Here is a 16,402-nt window from a genome sequence, read left to right on the forward strand (position 1 = left end):
AATAGCGCCTCGTAGGAGGCGCTATTTTCATGACCTGCAACCTTTTTCAGTAGTTTCACATTGGTGGACTACCAGAACGGAAAAAGGCTGAAGGCGTAAAGTTAAACGTCGGTTTGTGCCTTATCTGCAGGGCCACTAACTACCAGAGTTGATTGAGGAAGTGACATCAGAGTGAGCAGACCCGTAACGCAGCGACCCTACGGCGAGGAATTTGATTATTCAGTTCTTCCTGGTGTGGGCGCGCAAAAATCAAAGCTTCCTCAGCCTGATGATAAGCGGTGGCTGATTAAGACGGTATTTTCTCAGCGCCCGTGGTCCGTGTTCGCTTCGATATGCATGGCGTTGGGTTTCTTGTGTCAAGGCGTTATTCCAGTCTTGGTAGGTAAGGCCATTGATCAGGCAATCGGCGGAAATGATATTTCTAGGCTCTGGTTTTGGGTAGCCATTCTTTTTGCCGTGTTCGCTTTTAACTGGTGCACACAGTGGTTTGCGCGCTTTTATGCTGCACGCTCTGAAATGCTGATAGGCCATGATCTCCGTATGGCTGTCACTGACCGCATTCAGGATCCCAAGGGCCTTGGTGGAAAGCGTCGTACTGCTGGTGGCTTGTTGTCTATTGCCAGCTCAGACACCCAAAAGGTATCTCACGCAGTAATCATGACTATCATGCCGGTGGCCGAGATTGCCTCTATTACGTATGTGTCTGTGATGATGTTTCTGATTAATCCATGGCTCGGACTTGCGATGATTGCCGCTGGGCCGTTAATCACCGTAATTGCTATTTATTCCTCTCGTCCCCTGCAGGAGCGTAGCGGCAAGCGTCAGCGAGCTTTGGCGCAGACCGCCGCCACTGCAACAGACGTGGTTGACGGTCTTCGAATCCTTAAGGGCCTGGGAGCTATCTCGACCGTTCAGCGCCGTTATAAGTTGGTGAGCGACAACGCATATGAGAAAGTGGTTCAGGCGAATTCCGCGCAAGCGCGTTTGAACGGTATCACGGAAGCTGTGGGTTCTCTATTCACGATTTTCATTGGTATTGCCGCTGGCTTTTTAGCAGTCAATGGTCGTGTAACGCTAGGTGAAGTGATTACCTTGGTTGGTCTGACTCAGTTCATCATCACCCCAATGACCATGTTTGGACGCAACATCGCATCAGTGTGGGCCTCGGCCAGTGCGAGTGCGATACGGGTAACTGAGGTACTGAACGCCCCACCGTCTCGTGTGGAGCAAGAATCTGTAGATTTTGCTCGTACAGTCTTGGCTCGGTTGCCACAGGGGCTCACGGTGGTGCATTGTTCGGACAAGGACATCAAGCATCGCGTTCTACGGCAGTTCGAGTCTCTGCCAATGCACTTGGTCACTGTAGCTCCTCATGCGGCCGAGTTGTTTGAGGGTAGCGTCGTAGATAACGTGTATCCGGACCGCAAGCGGGCAGAGGATGCCCTCTATGCAGCATCGGCGTTGGATATCCCCGGTGGTATTGATCGGGAAGTAGGCGAGGAAGGCTCCCACCTGTCAGGTGGCCAACGCCAGCGCGTGGCCTTGGCTCGCGCTATAGCTTTCGACGCTGAACTCATTGTTTTTGACGAACCCACTACGGCAGTCGACTCGGTTACCGAGTCCCAGATTGTGGAGCGTGTGAATGCTCGGCGGGCGGGGAAGAAAACACTCGTGTTCACCGACGCACCAAGCTGGCGTGCGGCAGCCAGCACAACCATGAGCATCCATGATGATCGTCTTGAGTCCTTGTTTGACGGCGCTGCGTCCAGGGCGAGAGCTGAGTTCGATTCCGTAACAGAGAGCGAAGGGGAGTAGAGGTCATGAGTGCAGCTAGTTCTGTAGAGACTACGGTAAATACACACCAAGAGCTCCGATTCCCACTGGCTTCTGGTAGGCAAGTTTGGACTGAGCTCAAGGCTCAAATCAAGGCCGTTAACAACGCCGGCTGGTTGTTCCTACTTGCGGTCGTCATTTTGAGTGTTGGAGCGTGGCTAAACGTGCTGGTCCCACAGTTGTTGGGACGCATTGTTGACGTAGTGCGCGATTCCGGCTCTGGGGCGCAGACCCAGCTTTGGAAACTGTGCTCCATCATGGCAGTGGTAGCCATCCTCTCGGCGATTTTTAACGCTCTCGGTTTCTTTTTAGTTTCCAAGATTGTGGAACGAGTGATAGCTAATCTTCGCGAATCCATGGTGGTAACGGCTCTCGGTTTACCAACCCATCAGGTTGAGGATGCCGGCACCGGTGATCTTGTGTCTCGGTCAACGGATGATGTATCAATGGTTTCGTCTGCGGTAACGGAAACGCTACCGATGCTCACGGGGGCGTTGTTTACCATCATTGCGACAGTTATTGCGCTGCTGACGATCGATTGGCAGTTCATTATTATTCCGCTGGTTATTGCTCCGGTCTATTACGTAGCTACCAAGTGGTACCTACGTGTTGCGCCACCTAGATACGCTGCCGAACGAGCAGCAATGGGCGAGCGTGCCCGCCGCTTTCTGGAAGCCATCCGCGGACGTAATTCAGTTCGTGCTTACCAGATGGAAAACAAGATGCATCGGCGCATTTTCGAAAGCTCATGGGACGTTGTGGCACATGGCGTTAGTGCGCGCATGACCATGATTCGATTGAATCAAGTGACCTTACTGTGTGAGTTCCTCATGGTCACTGGGGCCATCGTGATCGGTTTCTTTCTTGTCCAGAACGGGTCCGTCACCGTGGGCGCCGTAACCGGTGCTGCCTTAATGATGATTCGTGTCCGCGGACCACTCATGCACCTGATGCGTGTGTTGGATACGATCCAGTCGGGTTATGCATCTCTTGCACGCATTGTGGGGGTGACGCTCAACCCTCCAATGGCTGTCCCAGACGCTGGTGCACCAATGGCGAAAGGTGAGGTCGATTTACGCGACGTTAGTTTTGGATACGGTGATGGCTGGGCGGTTGACAGCGTTAACCTCCATCTCGAGCCGGGGCAGTCTGCAGCCCTTGTGGGTGCTTCTGGCGCGGGCAAATCCACTGTCGCGGCTTTGCTAGCGGGCCTGCGTGTCCCTAGCAAAGGCGAGGTACTCATCGATGGGATCCCAGTTGCGGCGTTGTCTGATGCAGAACGCAGATCTCGTATAGCACTAGTGAGCCAAGAGGTTCATGTGTTCTCCGGTACGCTGCGTGAAGATCTCACGCTGGCGCAGCCTGATGCTACTGATGAGGAACTCATTGATGCTCTTCGTCGTGTCAACGCAATGGATTGGTTTGAAACGTTGGCGGACGGTTTGGATACTGTCGTGGGTGCGCAGGGCACCGCTATTGAACCACTGGAGGCCCAGCAACTAGCCTTGGCCCGAGTGCTGCTACTCGATCCCAAGGTGATCGTTATGGACGAAGCAACCGCTGAAGCTGGTTCCGCTGGTGCTAGTGCCCTGGAAGAAGCCGCTTTGGAAGTGCAAAAGGGACGCACCTCTGTAGTTGTTGCGCACCGCCTCGACCAGGCTAGTCGTGCAGACGTAATTCTGGTGATGGAGCACGGCAGGGTTGTGGAACAGGGAACCCACGATGAATTGGTAGCAATCGGTGGAAGGTACGCTACCTTGTGGGAGGCTTGGCAGAGAGGCCGGTCCTAAACCTTGCTGAGCAGGAAAGCATCTGCGCGGTACGGCAATTGCACCTCCTGGCTAGGCTGATAGCCTAAGTGTTCGTAAAGATACCAATTTAAGTTGGCTGTGACCTTGTCTCGGGTCCGTTCGTTAGATCGAAGCCAGTAGGACCGGGTATGGGTGAGGTCGTGTAGTTGGCGCGCTTGGAGTGTTTGATTCCACGTCAAACGAAGAGTCTTCTCAATAGTCCATGGTGCGTGAACTTCAGGGATAAACCCTTCCTTTAGGGTGTCGCCTGAATGCATGATGCGGGATAACCGATGCACCCAGGGGATGGCTACATTGAGTGTATTCCACACCAACAGAACGTGCCCCGTAGCGGTAGTAATCCGGTCAAACTCCGCGCATGCTTCGGCGGGGTCCACCCAGTGCCATGTTTGAGCGCAGGTAACTAACTCGCACGAATGTGACCGTAGGCCTGTGGCCTCGGCAGTTGCGCACCACGCCGGAACACCAAGCCGCGAGCTCAGAACGTTAAGCATGTCCATACTGGGGTCAATGCCTACGACTTGCCTTGATGGGCCTACCATGGCCTCAGTGAGCTTACCGGTTCCGCAGCCAACGTCAGCGATGAGCCCTGCGTTTAGATCTACGAGGTCTAACACTGCTCGTGGGTAACCAGGCCGTATCTCGTCATACTCGCGTGCCCCTTTCTCAAATGCGCTGGCGGAACGTTTGCGGTGATCTGCGCCGGAGAATTTCGGTTGATTTCTACCGCTGACAGGTGGTGGAGGAGGATCGGTGGGCAAGTATGCTTCGCGTAAGGGGCCTTCAGCAGTTTTGTTGTGATCGTGTGCGTTCATATCTGTTGATAAGACTAGTACTAGGGGCGCGAAGCGCAGGAATTACCCACCTTTTGCTCGTGCTGCAGATCTGCAAAATATGTAGGAGTTAATAAAAGGATTTTTAGCTCCCAGCGCTTACCCACCCGAAGCAGCATAAAGTTTGTGAAACTATGAAGAAAAAATTCCGTTTGGCAGTGCCCGGCAGGCCCAGTGTTATAAACTGTCAAGAGCGTGAAGAAATCAGACGTCTTACGATAGGCGTTCTTCAACGCCCACTGCACACATGAGTTTGTGCGCGCCGAAATCGCTCGAGCGTCTTCGGCTTTTTAAACAGTACGCAGCTGATTCGCTTCAGGCCCTTTCGTACGCCGACATATTTGGTTCATGGCTACTGGGGGATTAGTAGCTATGAATCCGCAGCGTAGGGTGAGGAAAGCGGGGAGCGCGATCGCTTTGTCGCTGCTCACTGGTGAGTGCATTTTCCACCTGTTCACCGACCATCGCCTGATCGGATAGCCCACAGGGCCAGATTGCTTGATGTGTCTTTGATGAAGATAAGTGAAATCCCGCTATGTTTACTTCCCGCACCAAGATTCTTGCAGCTGTTTCTGCAGCCTGCGCATTGACCCTCACTGCTTGTTCTTCTGATTCTTCCGGAACCGGATCTTCGGATTCTGCATCTGATGCTGCCTACCAAGTAGGTATCAGCCAGCTTGTGCAACACCCAGCTTTGGACACTGCGACCGAAGGTTTTAAGGCTGCTTTCGAAGAGGCTGGTATTGAAGTCGAGTTTGATGAGCAGAACGCTAACGGTGAGCAAGCTACAGCATTGACGATTGCTCAGACGTTTGCCGGTGCTGACCTCGACCTTACACTCGCCGTTGCTACTCCTGCGGCACAGGCCTTGGCCCAAAACATCCAAGACAAGCCTGTTCTGTTCACCGCAGTCACTGATGCTGTTTCCGCTGAGCTCGTTGAATCCAACGAAAAACCGGGTGGTAACCTCACGGGTACTTCTGACATGGCGCCTATTTCTGAGCAAATCGATCTGCTTAAAGAACTGGTCCCAGATGCTAAATCTGTGGGCATTGTCTACTCCTCTGGAGAAGTTAATTCTCAAGTACAGGTAGAAGAGTTCACTGAGATTGCCGGCGGCAAGGATCTCCAAGTCAAGACGCAGACAGTATCTTCTGCTAATGAGATTCAGCAGGCCGTAGAGGCTCTAGGTGATGTTGATGCAATCTACGTTCCAACTGACAACATGGTGGTAGCTGGTATTGCCTCTCTGGTTGGTGTTGCAGAGCAGAAGCAGATTCCTGTGATAGCAGCAGAATCGGGCACCGTAGAAGGTGGTGCGGCAGCTACTCTGGGCATCGATTACTTCGCGCTTGGCAAGCAGACCGGCGAGATGGCTATCGAAATCCTGGAAAATGGTGGCGATCCGGCTACCATGCCAGTTCAGACAGCAAACGAGTTCACCTACGTGATCAACGAGGAAGCAGCCGAGGCGCAGGGTATTACCATCCCATCCGAAATTCTATCTGAGGCTGAAACCGTATGATTGGCGCGCTTGAGGTAGGGCTGTTATACGGTGTGATGGCCATTGGTGTGTACCTCACCTTCCGCGTTCTCAATTTCGCGGATCTAACAGTTGACGGAAGTTTCACCACCGGGGCAGCTACGGCAGCAGTAGGTTTAGTGCAGGGCTGGAACCCGATTGTTGCTACCTTGGCTGGCTTTGGAACCGGTTTTCTTGCAGGTATCGTCACGGGCTTGCTGCACACCAAGGGCAAGATCGACGGGTTGCTGTCGGGTATTTTGACCATGATTGCTTTGTGGTCGGTGAACCTCAGGATAATGGATGGCGCAAACGTGCCGTTGCTGCGCACGGACACCTTATTTACACCACTGCGTGATGCGGGTGTCATGGGATCGTGGACCGCTGTAGCTATCTTCGCGGCGGCGCTGGTTGCCTTGAGCGCCGTGATGTACTGGTTCTTGTCTACGGACATGGGGCTGTCGCTGCGGGCTACCGGTGACAATGGCCCGATGATCACCAGCTTCGGAGTATCAACGGACTTCACCAAAATCTTCACTCTCGCACTAAGCAACGGTTTTGTTGGTATGTGTGGTGGTTTGGTCGCCCAATATCAGGGGTTCGCTGACGTCTCCATGGGTATTGGTCTCATCCTTATCGGTTTGGCCTCGGTGATTATGGGGCAAGCGATCCTTGGCCAGAAGCACCTGTTCGTGGCCATCCTTGCGGTTGTCGTTGGTGCGGTACTCTACCGCCTCATTATCTTCGCGGCTCTCAAGGTTGGTCTGAATCCAAACGATATGCGTGCGGTGACAGCAGTATTAGTGATCGTGGCTTTACTGCTTCCGAGGTGGAAGAAGTATCTTCCAGGCTCAAAGAAATCTGTCGCCGCTTCGCGCACCGAAGTGAAGCAGGGAGTGTAAGCCGATGTTGAAAATCTCGAATATTTCTCGCACCTTCTTCCCAGATACCATCAATGAGCGTGTCGCATTGGATGGCCTTAGCTTGCACCTGGCCCCTGGTGATTTCGTCACCATCATCGGTTCCAATGGTGCGGGCAAGTCAACCCTACTTAACGCCGTATCCGGAAAGATCGGTATCGATGCCGGCACCATTGAGATTGACGGAACCAAAATCAATAAGCTCGCCGAGCACAAGCGCGCACGTTACATTGGCCGCGTTTTCCAAGACCCTCTGGCCGGCACCGCACCGAATCTCACCATTGAGGAAAACCTTTCTTTAGCCTTGCTTCGGGGTAAGTCCCGCGGCCTAGGTATGGGCTTGAATTCGAAGCGTCGCGCGGAGTTCAAGGAGCAGCTGTCAACCTTGGAGCTTGGGCTCGAGGAACGATTGTCGGCGAAAGTAGGTTTGCTCTCCGGTGGCCAGCGCCAAGCGCTGAGCCTGTTGATGGCGGGCTTCACCCAGCCCAAGATTATGCTTCTCGACGAGCACACCGCAGCACTGGACCCGTCGCGCGCCGCGCTCGTCACCGATCTCACCCAGAAGATCGTGGCCGAGGGCAAGCTCACTACCTTGATGGTTACCCACAACATGGAGCAGGCCATTCGGTTGGGCAATCGGTTGGTCATGATGCACGAAGGCAAGATCGTCTACGAAGCTAATGAGGAAGTCAAGAGCAAACTAACGGTTCGTGACCTTCTCCAAGAGTTCGCCAACATCAAGGGCGCTACGCTGTCGGATAAGGCCTTCTTGGGTTAGCACAACCCCTTAGAGCTCGGTTCCTCGTACTTGTGGAACAAGTTGTTGCAGCCTCATGTGCCACTCTGACACTGCTTTGCCCTCGCGTGGGCTCGTGACTTAAGTCTTGTCGATGTCGAAAAGAAAAAGTGCAGTTCGCTTCTGCGAACTGCACTTTAAATGAAGTACGGAACTACTGTGGTCGCGATTCCAAAACAACCTCAAATTCGAGGAGATCTGCGCCAGTAGCTACAGGTTTCTTACCACCAGTGTGCTCTCCGCCGTGCCCGTGAGATGGTGCATCCTGACCAGGCTTACGGGTGTGTGGGTCAGAGTCGCGCCATGCCTCGAAAGAAGCCTCGTCAGCCCAACGAGTAACCACGAAGTAACGGTCATCGCCCTTGACGGGACGCAGAAGTTCAAATCCTTCGAAACCCGGCGCGCTATCAACGGCGTGCTTGCGGGCCTCGAAGCGCTTTTCCAGTTCCACCCCTGCACCTTCAGGAACGGAGATAGCGTTAATTTTTACAATGCTCATAGTACGTAACTCTACATTTCCCCACCCGCTCCTGACTATATTTTTTTGAAGCGTACAGTCCCGTGAGCCACCCAGGGGAGTTTAAAGGGTAGCGCAGTCTCAGGCCTTGAAACCTTTTCGGGGACGTGGGTGCCAACTGGCAGATGATCGTGCAAAGCTTGCTTGTAGCCTGGGTTCTTTAGTGATGGAGACGTACCAGCGTAGGAACTTTGTCTGGTGAGTTACTCGGATGCATGCAACCTAGGGGTTGTCACTGCGCAAGGTGATGGTAGGCGGTAGCCGGGCTTAGATCCCCATTTTTGCCGGATGAGCTGCGGGTTCCACATTAGGGCCTCAAGATCGCTAGAATAGCGGTGTTGCCTTAATTCAGGCAGCGATCTGGCTATGGCGCAGTTTGGTAGCGCACTTGACTGGGGGTTAAGGGGTCGCAGGTTCAAATCCTGTTAGCCAGACAGATAACCGCAGGCCAGGGAGTTTTGTTTACGGAAACTCCCTGGCTTTTTGCTGTGTCAATCGCCGTTTTCCCAGCTAGATCTTGGTACAGGCGTAAGTCGAAAAGCGGGTGTAGTTTCCAGCCTGGTCGTGAAAAAGGTGGAAATTCGTGGGCACGCCGTGGGCATGAATACAACTCCTGCCCAGACAGGGGTAAATGTTGGATCAATCCGTTTGCTGAAGTTTGGCAAGGTTCAGGCCCGTCATATCGCTTCGGATGGCTAACGGTACAAGGCCCTTCCATATTCACTTGTGAACTCACGATTAACCTGGGGCTGGCTCAAGCGGGAGGGCAGTAAGCTCACGCCGAATGGGCATTACCGCGCGGGTAGAGGAAAGTATCAACCGTGGGTGACGTTGTTTAAGGCTGGCCCGATGTAGCAGCACAACCATAAGTCCCCGGGATAACCACGGCACACCACGTACGTGGTCCATCAAGGTATGAGGGCCTAGAGGATTCTCAATACTTCTGAGCTGCTAAAGAAGTTGCCACATGGTGGGGATAGGATCGGCACTCGTTGTCCTGAAGCCTTAGGCGGAAGCAAGGGTTGCTCTCAGCGGTTGTGCTAGGCATCGAGGTTTCCTGCTGCATTGTGCAGGCATTTGGCTGGGGATGGGCCTGTGGCAATGAGCATGAATTGATGGCAAATGCTAGCCGTTACCTCGGGGTAACGGAGTGCGCAAAAGCAATCGCCAGGGCTTTCCCAGCGGCGGCGATGGACTCTTGGTGAGGAGTAAGCATTGCCATCATTTCGTTATCGTCACCGCCGTCCATAGCGTGCCACCGGCACATGGTTCCTGGCGATACCTCCGGGTGAAATTGAACGCTGAATGCGGAGCCGAGCCTAATGGCCTGGATGCTGCAGTCGGGGGAAGATGCGAGAACAACGGCATCGTGAGGGGCTTGGGTTACGCAATCGTTGTGGCTCGCGGCTGCGACAAAGGTATCGCCAAAATGCCGAGCAATCGAGGAAAGAAGCGCATCTTTACGTCCATCCGGGTTCAGTGTGACTTGGATGGGGCCGTGTTCGTCTTGGTCTGATCCAACTACCACGGTGCCGCCCATGGCTTCGGCTAAGAGTTGGTGCCCAAGGCAGATGCCAAACAGTGGAATGTTGTGGTCTATGGCCTCACGGATCAGGCGACGGATGTCATTGAGGTGCGGATGGGCGTCAGTGTCAAATATGTTCATTCGACCACCCAGTACGACGATGCCATCGCCAGCGTCGCTGATGGTGGGGATGGGTTCGAGCTGGGCTCTTACAATACGGACCTTGTGGCCACACTCCTCAAGCCATGGCTGAAAGTAGTCGACGGGGACCGTAACGTCAGGCTGAATAACCGTAATCATGGCACTATTCTATAGGTTTATAGAAATTACTGTAGGGTGAGTCCTACCGTGGCGGTGGGAGCTGTTTAGACTACAGCTCGCCATCCACGTAGACCCAGCGGCCGTCAACTCTGCTGAAACTAGATCGCTCGTGCTGGCGGTGCCGTGCAACGGTGCCCGACGTGGGGTCAGTGACGGTAAAGAGTGCGGTGAATTCAACGATCCCCGTGGTGTCGAAAAGCTGACCCTGCACAGTCTCGTTAATGATCAGACGCGTCCACGTAACGTCCTCGTCTAAGGAGAGGTTGTTAGGTCGTGTTGAGGGGTGCCAGCTTGAGAGGAGATAGTCGATGTCATGCACCGCGAATGCGCTGTAGCGCGAGCGCATGAGCTTTTCTGCGGTAGGAGCGGTCGACTCGCCACGGTGCAGAGGGTGGCAGCATCCGGCGTAGGTAAGGCCGGTGCCGCATGGGCAAGGATCGGTGGGGGAGATGTGTAGTTTCGGCACGATGCTCAGCTTTCTCGAAGTATTGGTTTAGCCCACTCCGCGAGGATGTCTGCGGCTGTATGGCCGGCTCCTGGTCCTAATAGGAGGTGATCAGAGTTCTGCAGCTCATGCAGAGTGGCGTGGGGCGCAAGTGTGAGTATTTCCGCGGTCTGGGAAAAATCTACAATGTGGTCATCGCGGGAATGTAGCAGAAGCAATGGGCAATCCATGGCGGCGAAGTACTGTCGCGGGTTTTGGGCAACGAGGTTCCTAGCATAGGTGCCAGAAATGGTGAGCTTGGATCCATGAATATCTATAGACACTACGTCAGGAAACTCTAGTGTTGGGTCCAGAGGATCCTTCGTTGAGTCTGCCATGAAACGCAGCACGCCGCGACCGGGGTGAACAGGTGATCCGATGGTGGCAACTGCCTTGACTGCTGGGAGGTAGTGAGCGGCGCGTGAAACGGTGGCGCCTCCTAGCGAGTGGCCGATCAGCAACGATGGTGCTTCATAGTTTTCGGCCAGCCATTGGCTTACCTTGAGTACATCCGCGACGTTCTCATCGAAGGTGGTGTCGGGGAAGTGGCCACCGGATTGGCCGAGACCCGAAAAGTCGAAGCGGCACACGGCAATAGAGTGTTCCTGCGCAAGGCGCTGAGATACGCGTCTGGCGCCAGGCGTAAACCGTGACCCCGCAAAGCAGTGGGAAAAGACTGCCCACGCCACGGGTGTGGTGTCGGGCATATCGAGTGTGGCCGCCAGATGGTAACCATGAGAGCTTTCGATGTGTACATCCTTGCTCATTAACACCATGTGGTGGTTCCCTTCTTTTCTGTGTGCGTAGAGTGTGCAACGCATGTGAGTTTAGTAGTGCGGAATCACCGGTGGATCCACACACAGCCGTGGTGTCGTGGATAATAGAGAGTTAAAGAAAAAATAACTGTGAAGGGAAAGATAACGTGGCTGGTTTTGACTGGTTCTGGAATGCCATGGGCGGCAATCAGAAAGGCCATAATCAAAAGAAGAGCCAAAAGATTGTGAGCCAAGCAGAGGAACGCGCTGCTGCATTATCTTCCCTGACCGATGCTGAACTGGCTGCCCGTGCTCGTGAGCTTACCGCTGGCGGGCAGCTATCTCATTCTTCTGAATTCCTAGCTATCCTCAGCATTGCCGCTGAGCGTACGTTGGGGATGAAGCCGTTTGCAGTTCAATCTCAGGCGGTTTTGCGCCTGCTAGAGGGCGACGTCATCCAGATGGCTACCGGTGAGGGTAAGACGCTGGTGGGAGCTATGGCAAGCACCGGTTTTGCTCTGATGGGCAAGCGCGTGCACTCGATTACTGTTAATGATTACTTGGCCGCCCGTGATGCGGAGTGGATGGGGCCGTTGGTGAGGTTTTTCGGCGTCACCGTTGCGGCGATCACGGAGCACATGAGCGCTGATGAGCGTCGTGAAGCATACAAAGCAGACGTGGTTTATGGACCAGTCAATGAAATAGGTTTTGACGTGCTGCGCGACCAGCTCATCACCAACCGCTCCCAAGCGGTGCAACACGGCGCGGACGTGGCCTTGGTTGATGAGGCAGACTCCGTGCTTGTCGACGAAGCCCTGGTGCCTCTTGTGCTGGCTGGCTCTGAGCCAGGCACGGCTCCAGTGAGCCGTGTTACGGCGATTGTGAAACGGCTTGTCGAGGGCAAGGATTACTCCTTGGATGATGATCGCCGCAACGTGTTCCTCACAGAATCCGGCGCCAAGAAGGTGGAGAATGCCTTGGGCATTAGTTCGCTATACGACGAGGAAAACGTGGGATCCACGCTGGTCCAGGTCAACCTCGCACTTCACGCCGAGGCGCTTCTAACGCGCGACATTCACTACATTGTCAAAGACGGGAAAGTAGCGCTCATCGACGCCTCCAAAGGCAGAGTGGCGGAGCTTCAGCGCTGGCCGGATGGTGTCCAAGCAGCCGTGGAGGCTAAGGAAGGACTGAAGGTAACTGACGGAGGAAGAATTCTAGATACCATCACCCTGCAGGCACTCATGGGTCGATACCCCATGGTGTGTGGCATGACCGGTACCGCCGTTGAGGCAACGGATCAGCTCCGCCAGTTCTACGATCTGCGTATCTCGGTTATTGACCGCAACAAGGAACTGCAACGTTTCGATGAAGCAGATCGCGTGTACGCGACCATGGAGGATAAATTCCGCGCCATCGTGGAGGAAATCCGCGCCATTCATGAAACGGGCCAACCCGTGCTGGTTGGTACGCAGGACGTTGCTGAGTCAGAAGAGCTCGCAGAGGCACTTTCTGAGTGTGGTATTCAGGCTAACGTGCTCAACGCAAAGAACGACGCAGAAGAAGCGAGGATCATTGCGGAAGCCGGTGATATTGGGCGTGTGACCGTGTCAACTCAGATGGCCGGGCGAGGAACCGATATCAAGCTCGGAGGAACGGATGGGGTTGACCACGACAAAGTTGTGGAACTAGGCGGATTAGCTGTCATTGGCACGTCCCGCCACCGCACCTCTCGTTTGGATAACCAACTCCGCGGTCGCGCCGGGCGCCAAGGCGATCCTGGCCTGTCCCTCTTCTTCGTTTCCCTCGAAGATGATGTAGTTGCAGTTGGCGGTGCGGGCGAGGAAGTAACAGCGCGCCCTGAAGCCGATGGACGCATTGACTCCAAGCGCATTACCGACTGGGTTGCTCACTGCCAGCGCGTCACTGAAGGTCAGCTCCTAGAAATCCACTCCCAAACATGGAAGTACAATAAACTCCTGGCTGATCAGCGCGACATCATTGATGAACGCCGTGCGGGAATTCTTGATACAGACAAGGCGTGGGAGGAATTCTCAACCCGTAGCCCACAACGCGCAGCAGAACTGGCGGACCAAGTAGATCATGAAACGTTAGTACAGGCGTCGCGTGACATCATGTTGTATCACCTGGACCGAGGCTGGAGTGACCACTTGGCGCTGATGGATGATGTTCGCGAGTCCATTCACCTGCGAGCCATCGCGCGTGAAACACCTCTCGATGAGTTCCACCGCATTGCCGTCCGAGAATTCAAGGAGCTAGCTCAAAGAGCTGTTGATGATGCAGTAACCACCTTCAACCAAATAGTCATTGATCACGAGGGTGCTCATCTTGAGGACGCTGGGCTTGCGCGTCCCTCCGCGACGTGGACTTACATGGTATCTGACAACCCACTGTCGGGATCGAATAACTCAGTGATGAAGGGAATTGGCAATATTTTCCGCTAGCGGGTGAGCAAAGCGCATTTCAACGAATGCGGTTACGCGGTCCCCTAAAATTTTCCCGAAAACTGAAAATGCCGCCACATCAACTGTTGTCTCAGGTAGAAGCGTATTTCCAGTCCAGAAATTGGCGCTGAATGTGGTTAATATCAACTGCGGAATGTGCATTTGCCAACAGACTGGATAACGCCGATAGGGCTAAACGGCTATGATGTAAACCATTGGCTGAGACTTTGAGTAATTCCCTTGTGTCAGCGGCACTTTCCCTTGTGGGATGAGGCGCTGACGCAAGGGGTAGAGCGAAGTTAGAAAGCAACAATGATTAAATGTGTGGCCATGACACTTAAAGGAGGAAGTGTTCTTCTCACTTAGAGGGAAGTCGCTTTCTGTTTTCGTGTTATGGGCCATCGTTCGACTGGGAGGTTGAATATGACTGACAACAACGCAGTACCTGACGTACAGGTAGAGACTACTTCTGTATTCCGCGCTGATTTGCTGAAGGAGATGGAGAACGGCGCAGGCTCTGCTCCTTCCACTGGGAACGAGGTAACCCCACCTGCAGGCGCTGGCATGCTCGTAGTCAAGCGTGGCCCAAACGCCGGCGCGCGTTTCCTTCTTGACCAAGCAACCACCACCGCAGGCCGCCACCCAGACTCTGACATCTTCCTGGATGACGTCACTGTTTCCCGTCGCCACGCTGAATTTCGCGTAGAGAACGATAAGTTTGAGGTAGTAGACGTTGGAAGCCTCAACGGAACTTACGTTAACCGCGAGCCTCGTAACGCAGAGACCTTGAATTCAGGTGACGAGATCCAGATCGGTAAATTCCGTCTGGTGTTCATCCAGGGTTCCGGAAACTAATTTCCTTTGAGCGAGAATCACTGCCATAGTTGGTGGCCTAGCTATGGTGGTGGCTTTCGACACCCTATGCAGCTTCACAACGTGGCTGTGCCCCTGCCAATCCCACCGACACACCAAAGATGTAGCCAAATATGAGTGCCCTTCCTTCTAAGCACGCTCGCACCACTGGTGCTCGCGCAACACAGACCCAAAAGACGATGTCTATTGGCGTAGTGTTGGAGAAGCTTAATGCAGAGTTCCCAGACGTGACCGTGTCTAAGATCCGATTTTTGGAGTCTGAAGGCCTGATCACGCCGCAGCGTACCTCATCCGGTTACCGCCGCTTCACCCAGTCAGACGTTGACCGACTTCGCTACATCTTGGTGACCCAGCGCGATAACTACCTTCCGCTCAAAGTTATCCGTGAACAACTCGATGCCATGGACTCCGGCGCAGTAACACCTCTCCGACGCGGTGACACGGAACAGCTAGTTTCCGCCGAAAGCTTCAAGGCTCCAGTTGCAACCCGTCTGACCGACAGTGACATTGCTGAGCAAGCGAATGCTAATGCCGACGAATTGGCTGAACTGATTGAGGCAGGAATCATCAAAGCTGATACTTCTGGCTTCTTCACCGCAGATGACGTCTCTGTGGTCTCCACGGCGTTGCAATTGAAAGAATTCGGATTTGACGTCCGTCATCTTAAGTCTGTGCGTAATGCCGCCTCACGCCAAGCTGACTTGATTTCCCGTGCGACTACGCCGATGGCTCTTTCCAAGGGAGACGGTAAGCAGCGGGCTGAAGAGATGAATCAGCAAATGATGGCTCTCGTTGTTTCCTTGCACGGTAATCTGATGAAGTCGATTCTTCGCGAGGAAATGAAGTAATCAATCCCGTTTGTGACAAGCGCCGCTGCTTCGCCAGCGGCGCTTATTCCGTACAGTGCTTTTGTAAAGTGAGGATGAATTTATGGCTTTTCATGCAGTTGAGTACCGCAGTGTTCATTTCGTAGAGCCAGAAGGCCAGCCTTGTGTCTTGCTGTATTGGGCCGATAAGAATCGATACCTGCCTATCTGGGTAAGTAACGATCAGGCGGTGCATTTTGTGAACTATGACGAGGATGATCCGCCACGGCGTCCGCGTGCGCTAGACGTGCTCCTGGAAACCATCACGGCTGCTACCAGTGGCTTGGATGATGTCCGCATCGTGAGTCACAATGAGGGCGAGTTCTACGCGTCAATTGTGTTGCAAGACGACATCGAAATTGACTCCAGAGCTTCAGACGCTATTCTGGTAGCCCTCTCAGCGGGTGTGCCAATCTTGGTGGAGGAGACCGTGCTTGCACAGTGCAGCATTTCCGTCTCTCCTGGGGACGTGAAAGCTTACTTCGGTTTTGACGCAGACACTTCTGAAGAAGGGCTGAGCTCCTCTGCCTCCGGTGACGCACTTGCGGATGCCGACTTCCTTGAGATGATGGCCAATATGGGAGTAAGTGAAGAAGACCTGTTTAACGACGGTGACGATGAGAAGGAATAAGCTCTAGTGGGGCAATCTGGAGGCTCGCGCACAACTGCGTGAGCCTTTGTCACGTTTGGGGGTAGAAAATGAAGTCATTAGGGGAGGGGCGGCTACCTCTGTCGAACAGGATGGCCTTCGGCCCTGAGCAGGAGAAACTTTCACGGGAGTAATTACGAAAGTGTCGTTTGCCAGCGCTTTTTCTCCTGCGATCTGGAGTTCGACGAATATTTGAAGGGGAATCGCGGGCATTTACGCAGGCAGAAGGTCT

Annotated in this window: 14 protein-coding genes and 1 tRNA gene; 10 read left to right on the forward strand and 5 right to left on the reverse strand. The window is 53.9% G+C overall.

Annotation, left to right across the window (positions count from 1 at the left end; all coding sequences use genetic code 11):
• Positions 1 to 171: 171 nt before the first annotated feature.
• Together ACXM2N_RS05825 and ACXM2N_RS05830 are read left to right on the forward strand one after the other, a co-directional pair.
• A complete protein-coding gene (locus tag ACXM2N_RS05825) occupies positions 172 to 1,815 on the forward strand; it encodes an ABC transporter transmembrane domain-containing protein (RefSeq protein WP_458490905.1) in 1,644 nt (547 codons plus the stop codon).
• A 5-nt stretch (positions 1,816 to 1,820) separates the two neighbouring features.
• Positions 1,821 to 3,623, forward strand: a complete 1,803-nt coding sequence (locus ACXM2N_RS05830; protein ID WP_458490907.1) for an ABC transporter ATP-binding protein — start codon at positions 1,821 to 1,823, stop codon at positions 3,621 to 3,623.
• Here the strand turns inward: ACXM2N_RS05830 and ACXM2N_RS05835 are convergent.
• Positions 3,620 to 4,459, reverse strand: coding sequence for a class I SAM-dependent methyltransferase (locus ACXM2N_RS05835; protein WP_458490909.1), 840 nt, complete (start codon positions 4,457 to 4,459; stop codon positions 3,620 to 3,622). The two genes, ACXM2N_RS05830 and ACXM2N_RS05835, sit on opposite strands and share 4 nt — an antisense overlap.
• Before the next feature lie 553 nt (positions 4,460 to 5,012).
• Here ACXM2N_RS05835 and ACXM2N_RS05840 point away from each other — a divergent pair.
• Genes ACXM2N_RS05840 through ACXM2N_RS05850 form a run of 3 tightly spaced genes read left to right on the forward strand, consistent with a single transcriptional unit; the run spans position 5,013 to position 7,697 of the window.
• The gene (locus ACXM2N_RS05840) at positions 5,013 to 6,002 is read left to right on the forward strand and encodes an ABC transporter substrate-binding protein (RefSeq protein ID WP_458490911.1); all 990 of its coding nucleotides are present in this window, start codon (positions 5,013 to 5,015) and stop codon (positions 6,000 to 6,002) included.
• Positions 5,999 to 6,901 carry an ABC transporter permease gene (locus ACXM2N_RS05845; RefSeq protein ID WP_458490913.1) on the forward strand — a complete coding sequence of 301 codons (903 nt, stop codon included), beginning with the start codon at positions 5,999 to 6,001 and terminating at the stop codon, positions 6,899 to 6,901. The genes ACXM2N_RS05840 and ACXM2N_RS05845 overlap by 4 nt, the downstream gene beginning before the upstream one ends.
• A 4-nt stretch (positions 6,902 to 6,905) precedes the next feature.
• Complete coding sequence (locus ACXM2N_RS05850; protein ID WP_458490915.1) at positions 6,906 to 7,697, forward strand: ABC transporter ATP-binding protein; 792 nt, start codon at positions 6,906 to 6,908, stop codon at positions 7,695 to 7,697.
• 172 nt (positions 7,698 to 7,869) lie between these two features.
• Here ACXM2N_RS05850 and ACXM2N_RS05855 read toward each other — a convergent pair whose 3' ends face one another.
• Entirely contained in the window at positions 7,870 to 8,214 is a 345-nt protein-coding gene (locus tag ACXM2N_RS05855) for an antibiotic biosynthesis monooxygenase family protein (protein WP_458490917.1), read from the reverse strand.
• A gap of 378 nt (positions 8,215 to 8,592) precedes the next feature.
• Here ACXM2N_RS05855 and ACXM2N_RS05860 point away from each other — a divergent pair.
• Positions 8,593 to 8,666: transfer RNA gene (locus ACXM2N_RS05860), tRNA-Pro, on the forward strand.
• Between the two features lie 698 nt (positions 8,667 to 9,364).
• On the opposite strand, the gene ACXM2N_RS05865 is transcribed toward ACXM2N_RS05860, so the two are convergent.
• The 3 genes from ACXM2N_RS05865 to ACXM2N_RS05875 form a co-directional block, all read right to left on the reverse strand.
• Entirely contained in the window at positions 9,365 to 10,057 is a 693-nt protein-coding gene (locus tag ACXM2N_RS05865) for a type 1 glutamine amidotransferase (protein ID WP_458490919.1), read from the reverse strand.
• A 70-nt stretch (positions 10,058 to 10,127) separates the two neighbouring features.
• Positions 10,128 to 10,544 carry a YchJ family protein gene (locus tag ACXM2N_RS05870; RefSeq protein WP_458490921.1) on the reverse strand — a complete coding sequence of 139 codons (417 nt, stop codon included), beginning with the start codon at positions 10,542 to 10,544 and terminating at the stop codon, positions 10,128 to 10,130.
• 5 nt (positions 10,545 to 10,549) lie between these two features.
• The gene (locus ACXM2N_RS05875) at positions 10,550 to 11,329 is read right to left on the reverse strand and encodes an alpha/beta hydrolase family protein (protein WP_458490923.1); all 780 of its coding nucleotides are present in this window, start codon (positions 11,327 to 11,329) and stop codon (positions 10,550 to 10,552) included.
• 155 nt (positions 11,330 to 11,484) lie between these two features.
• Between ACXM2N_RS05875 and secA2 the strand changes: the two genes are divergently transcribed.
• The 4 genes from secA2 (at position 11,485) to ACXM2N_RS05895 (ending at position 16,152) form a co-directional block, all read left to right on the forward strand.
• Positions 11,485 to 13,782 carry an accessory Sec system translocase SecA2 gene (gene secA2 / locus ACXM2N_RS05880; RefSeq protein WP_458486836.1) on the forward strand — a complete coding sequence of 766 codons (2,298 nt, stop codon included), beginning with the start codon at positions 11,485 to 11,487 and terminating at the stop codon, positions 13,780 to 13,782.
• Positions 13,783 to 14,205: 423 nt separating this feature from the next.
• Entirely contained in the window at positions 14,206 to 14,637 is a 432-nt protein-coding gene (gene odhI, locus ACXM2N_RS05885; protein ID WP_458486838.1) for an oxoglutarate dehydrogenase inhibitor Odhl, read from the forward strand.
• A gap of 131 nt (positions 14,638 to 14,768) precedes the next feature.
• Entirely contained in the window at positions 14,769 to 15,503 is a 735-nt protein-coding gene (gene ftsR / locus ACXM2N_RS05890) for a transcriptional regulator FtsR (RefSeq protein WP_458486840.1), read from the forward strand.
• Between the two features lie 82 nt (positions 15,504 to 15,585).
• Positions 15,586 to 16,152 (forward strand): bifunctional nuclease family protein, encoded by a 567-nt coding sequence (locus ACXM2N_RS05895; protein ID WP_458486842.1) that lies wholly within the window; start codon positions 15,586 to 15,588, stop codon positions 16,150 to 16,152.
• Positions 16,153 to 16,402: the final 250 nt, after the last annotated feature.

This window comes from Corynebacterium sp. ZY180755 (genome assembly GCF_054331495.1).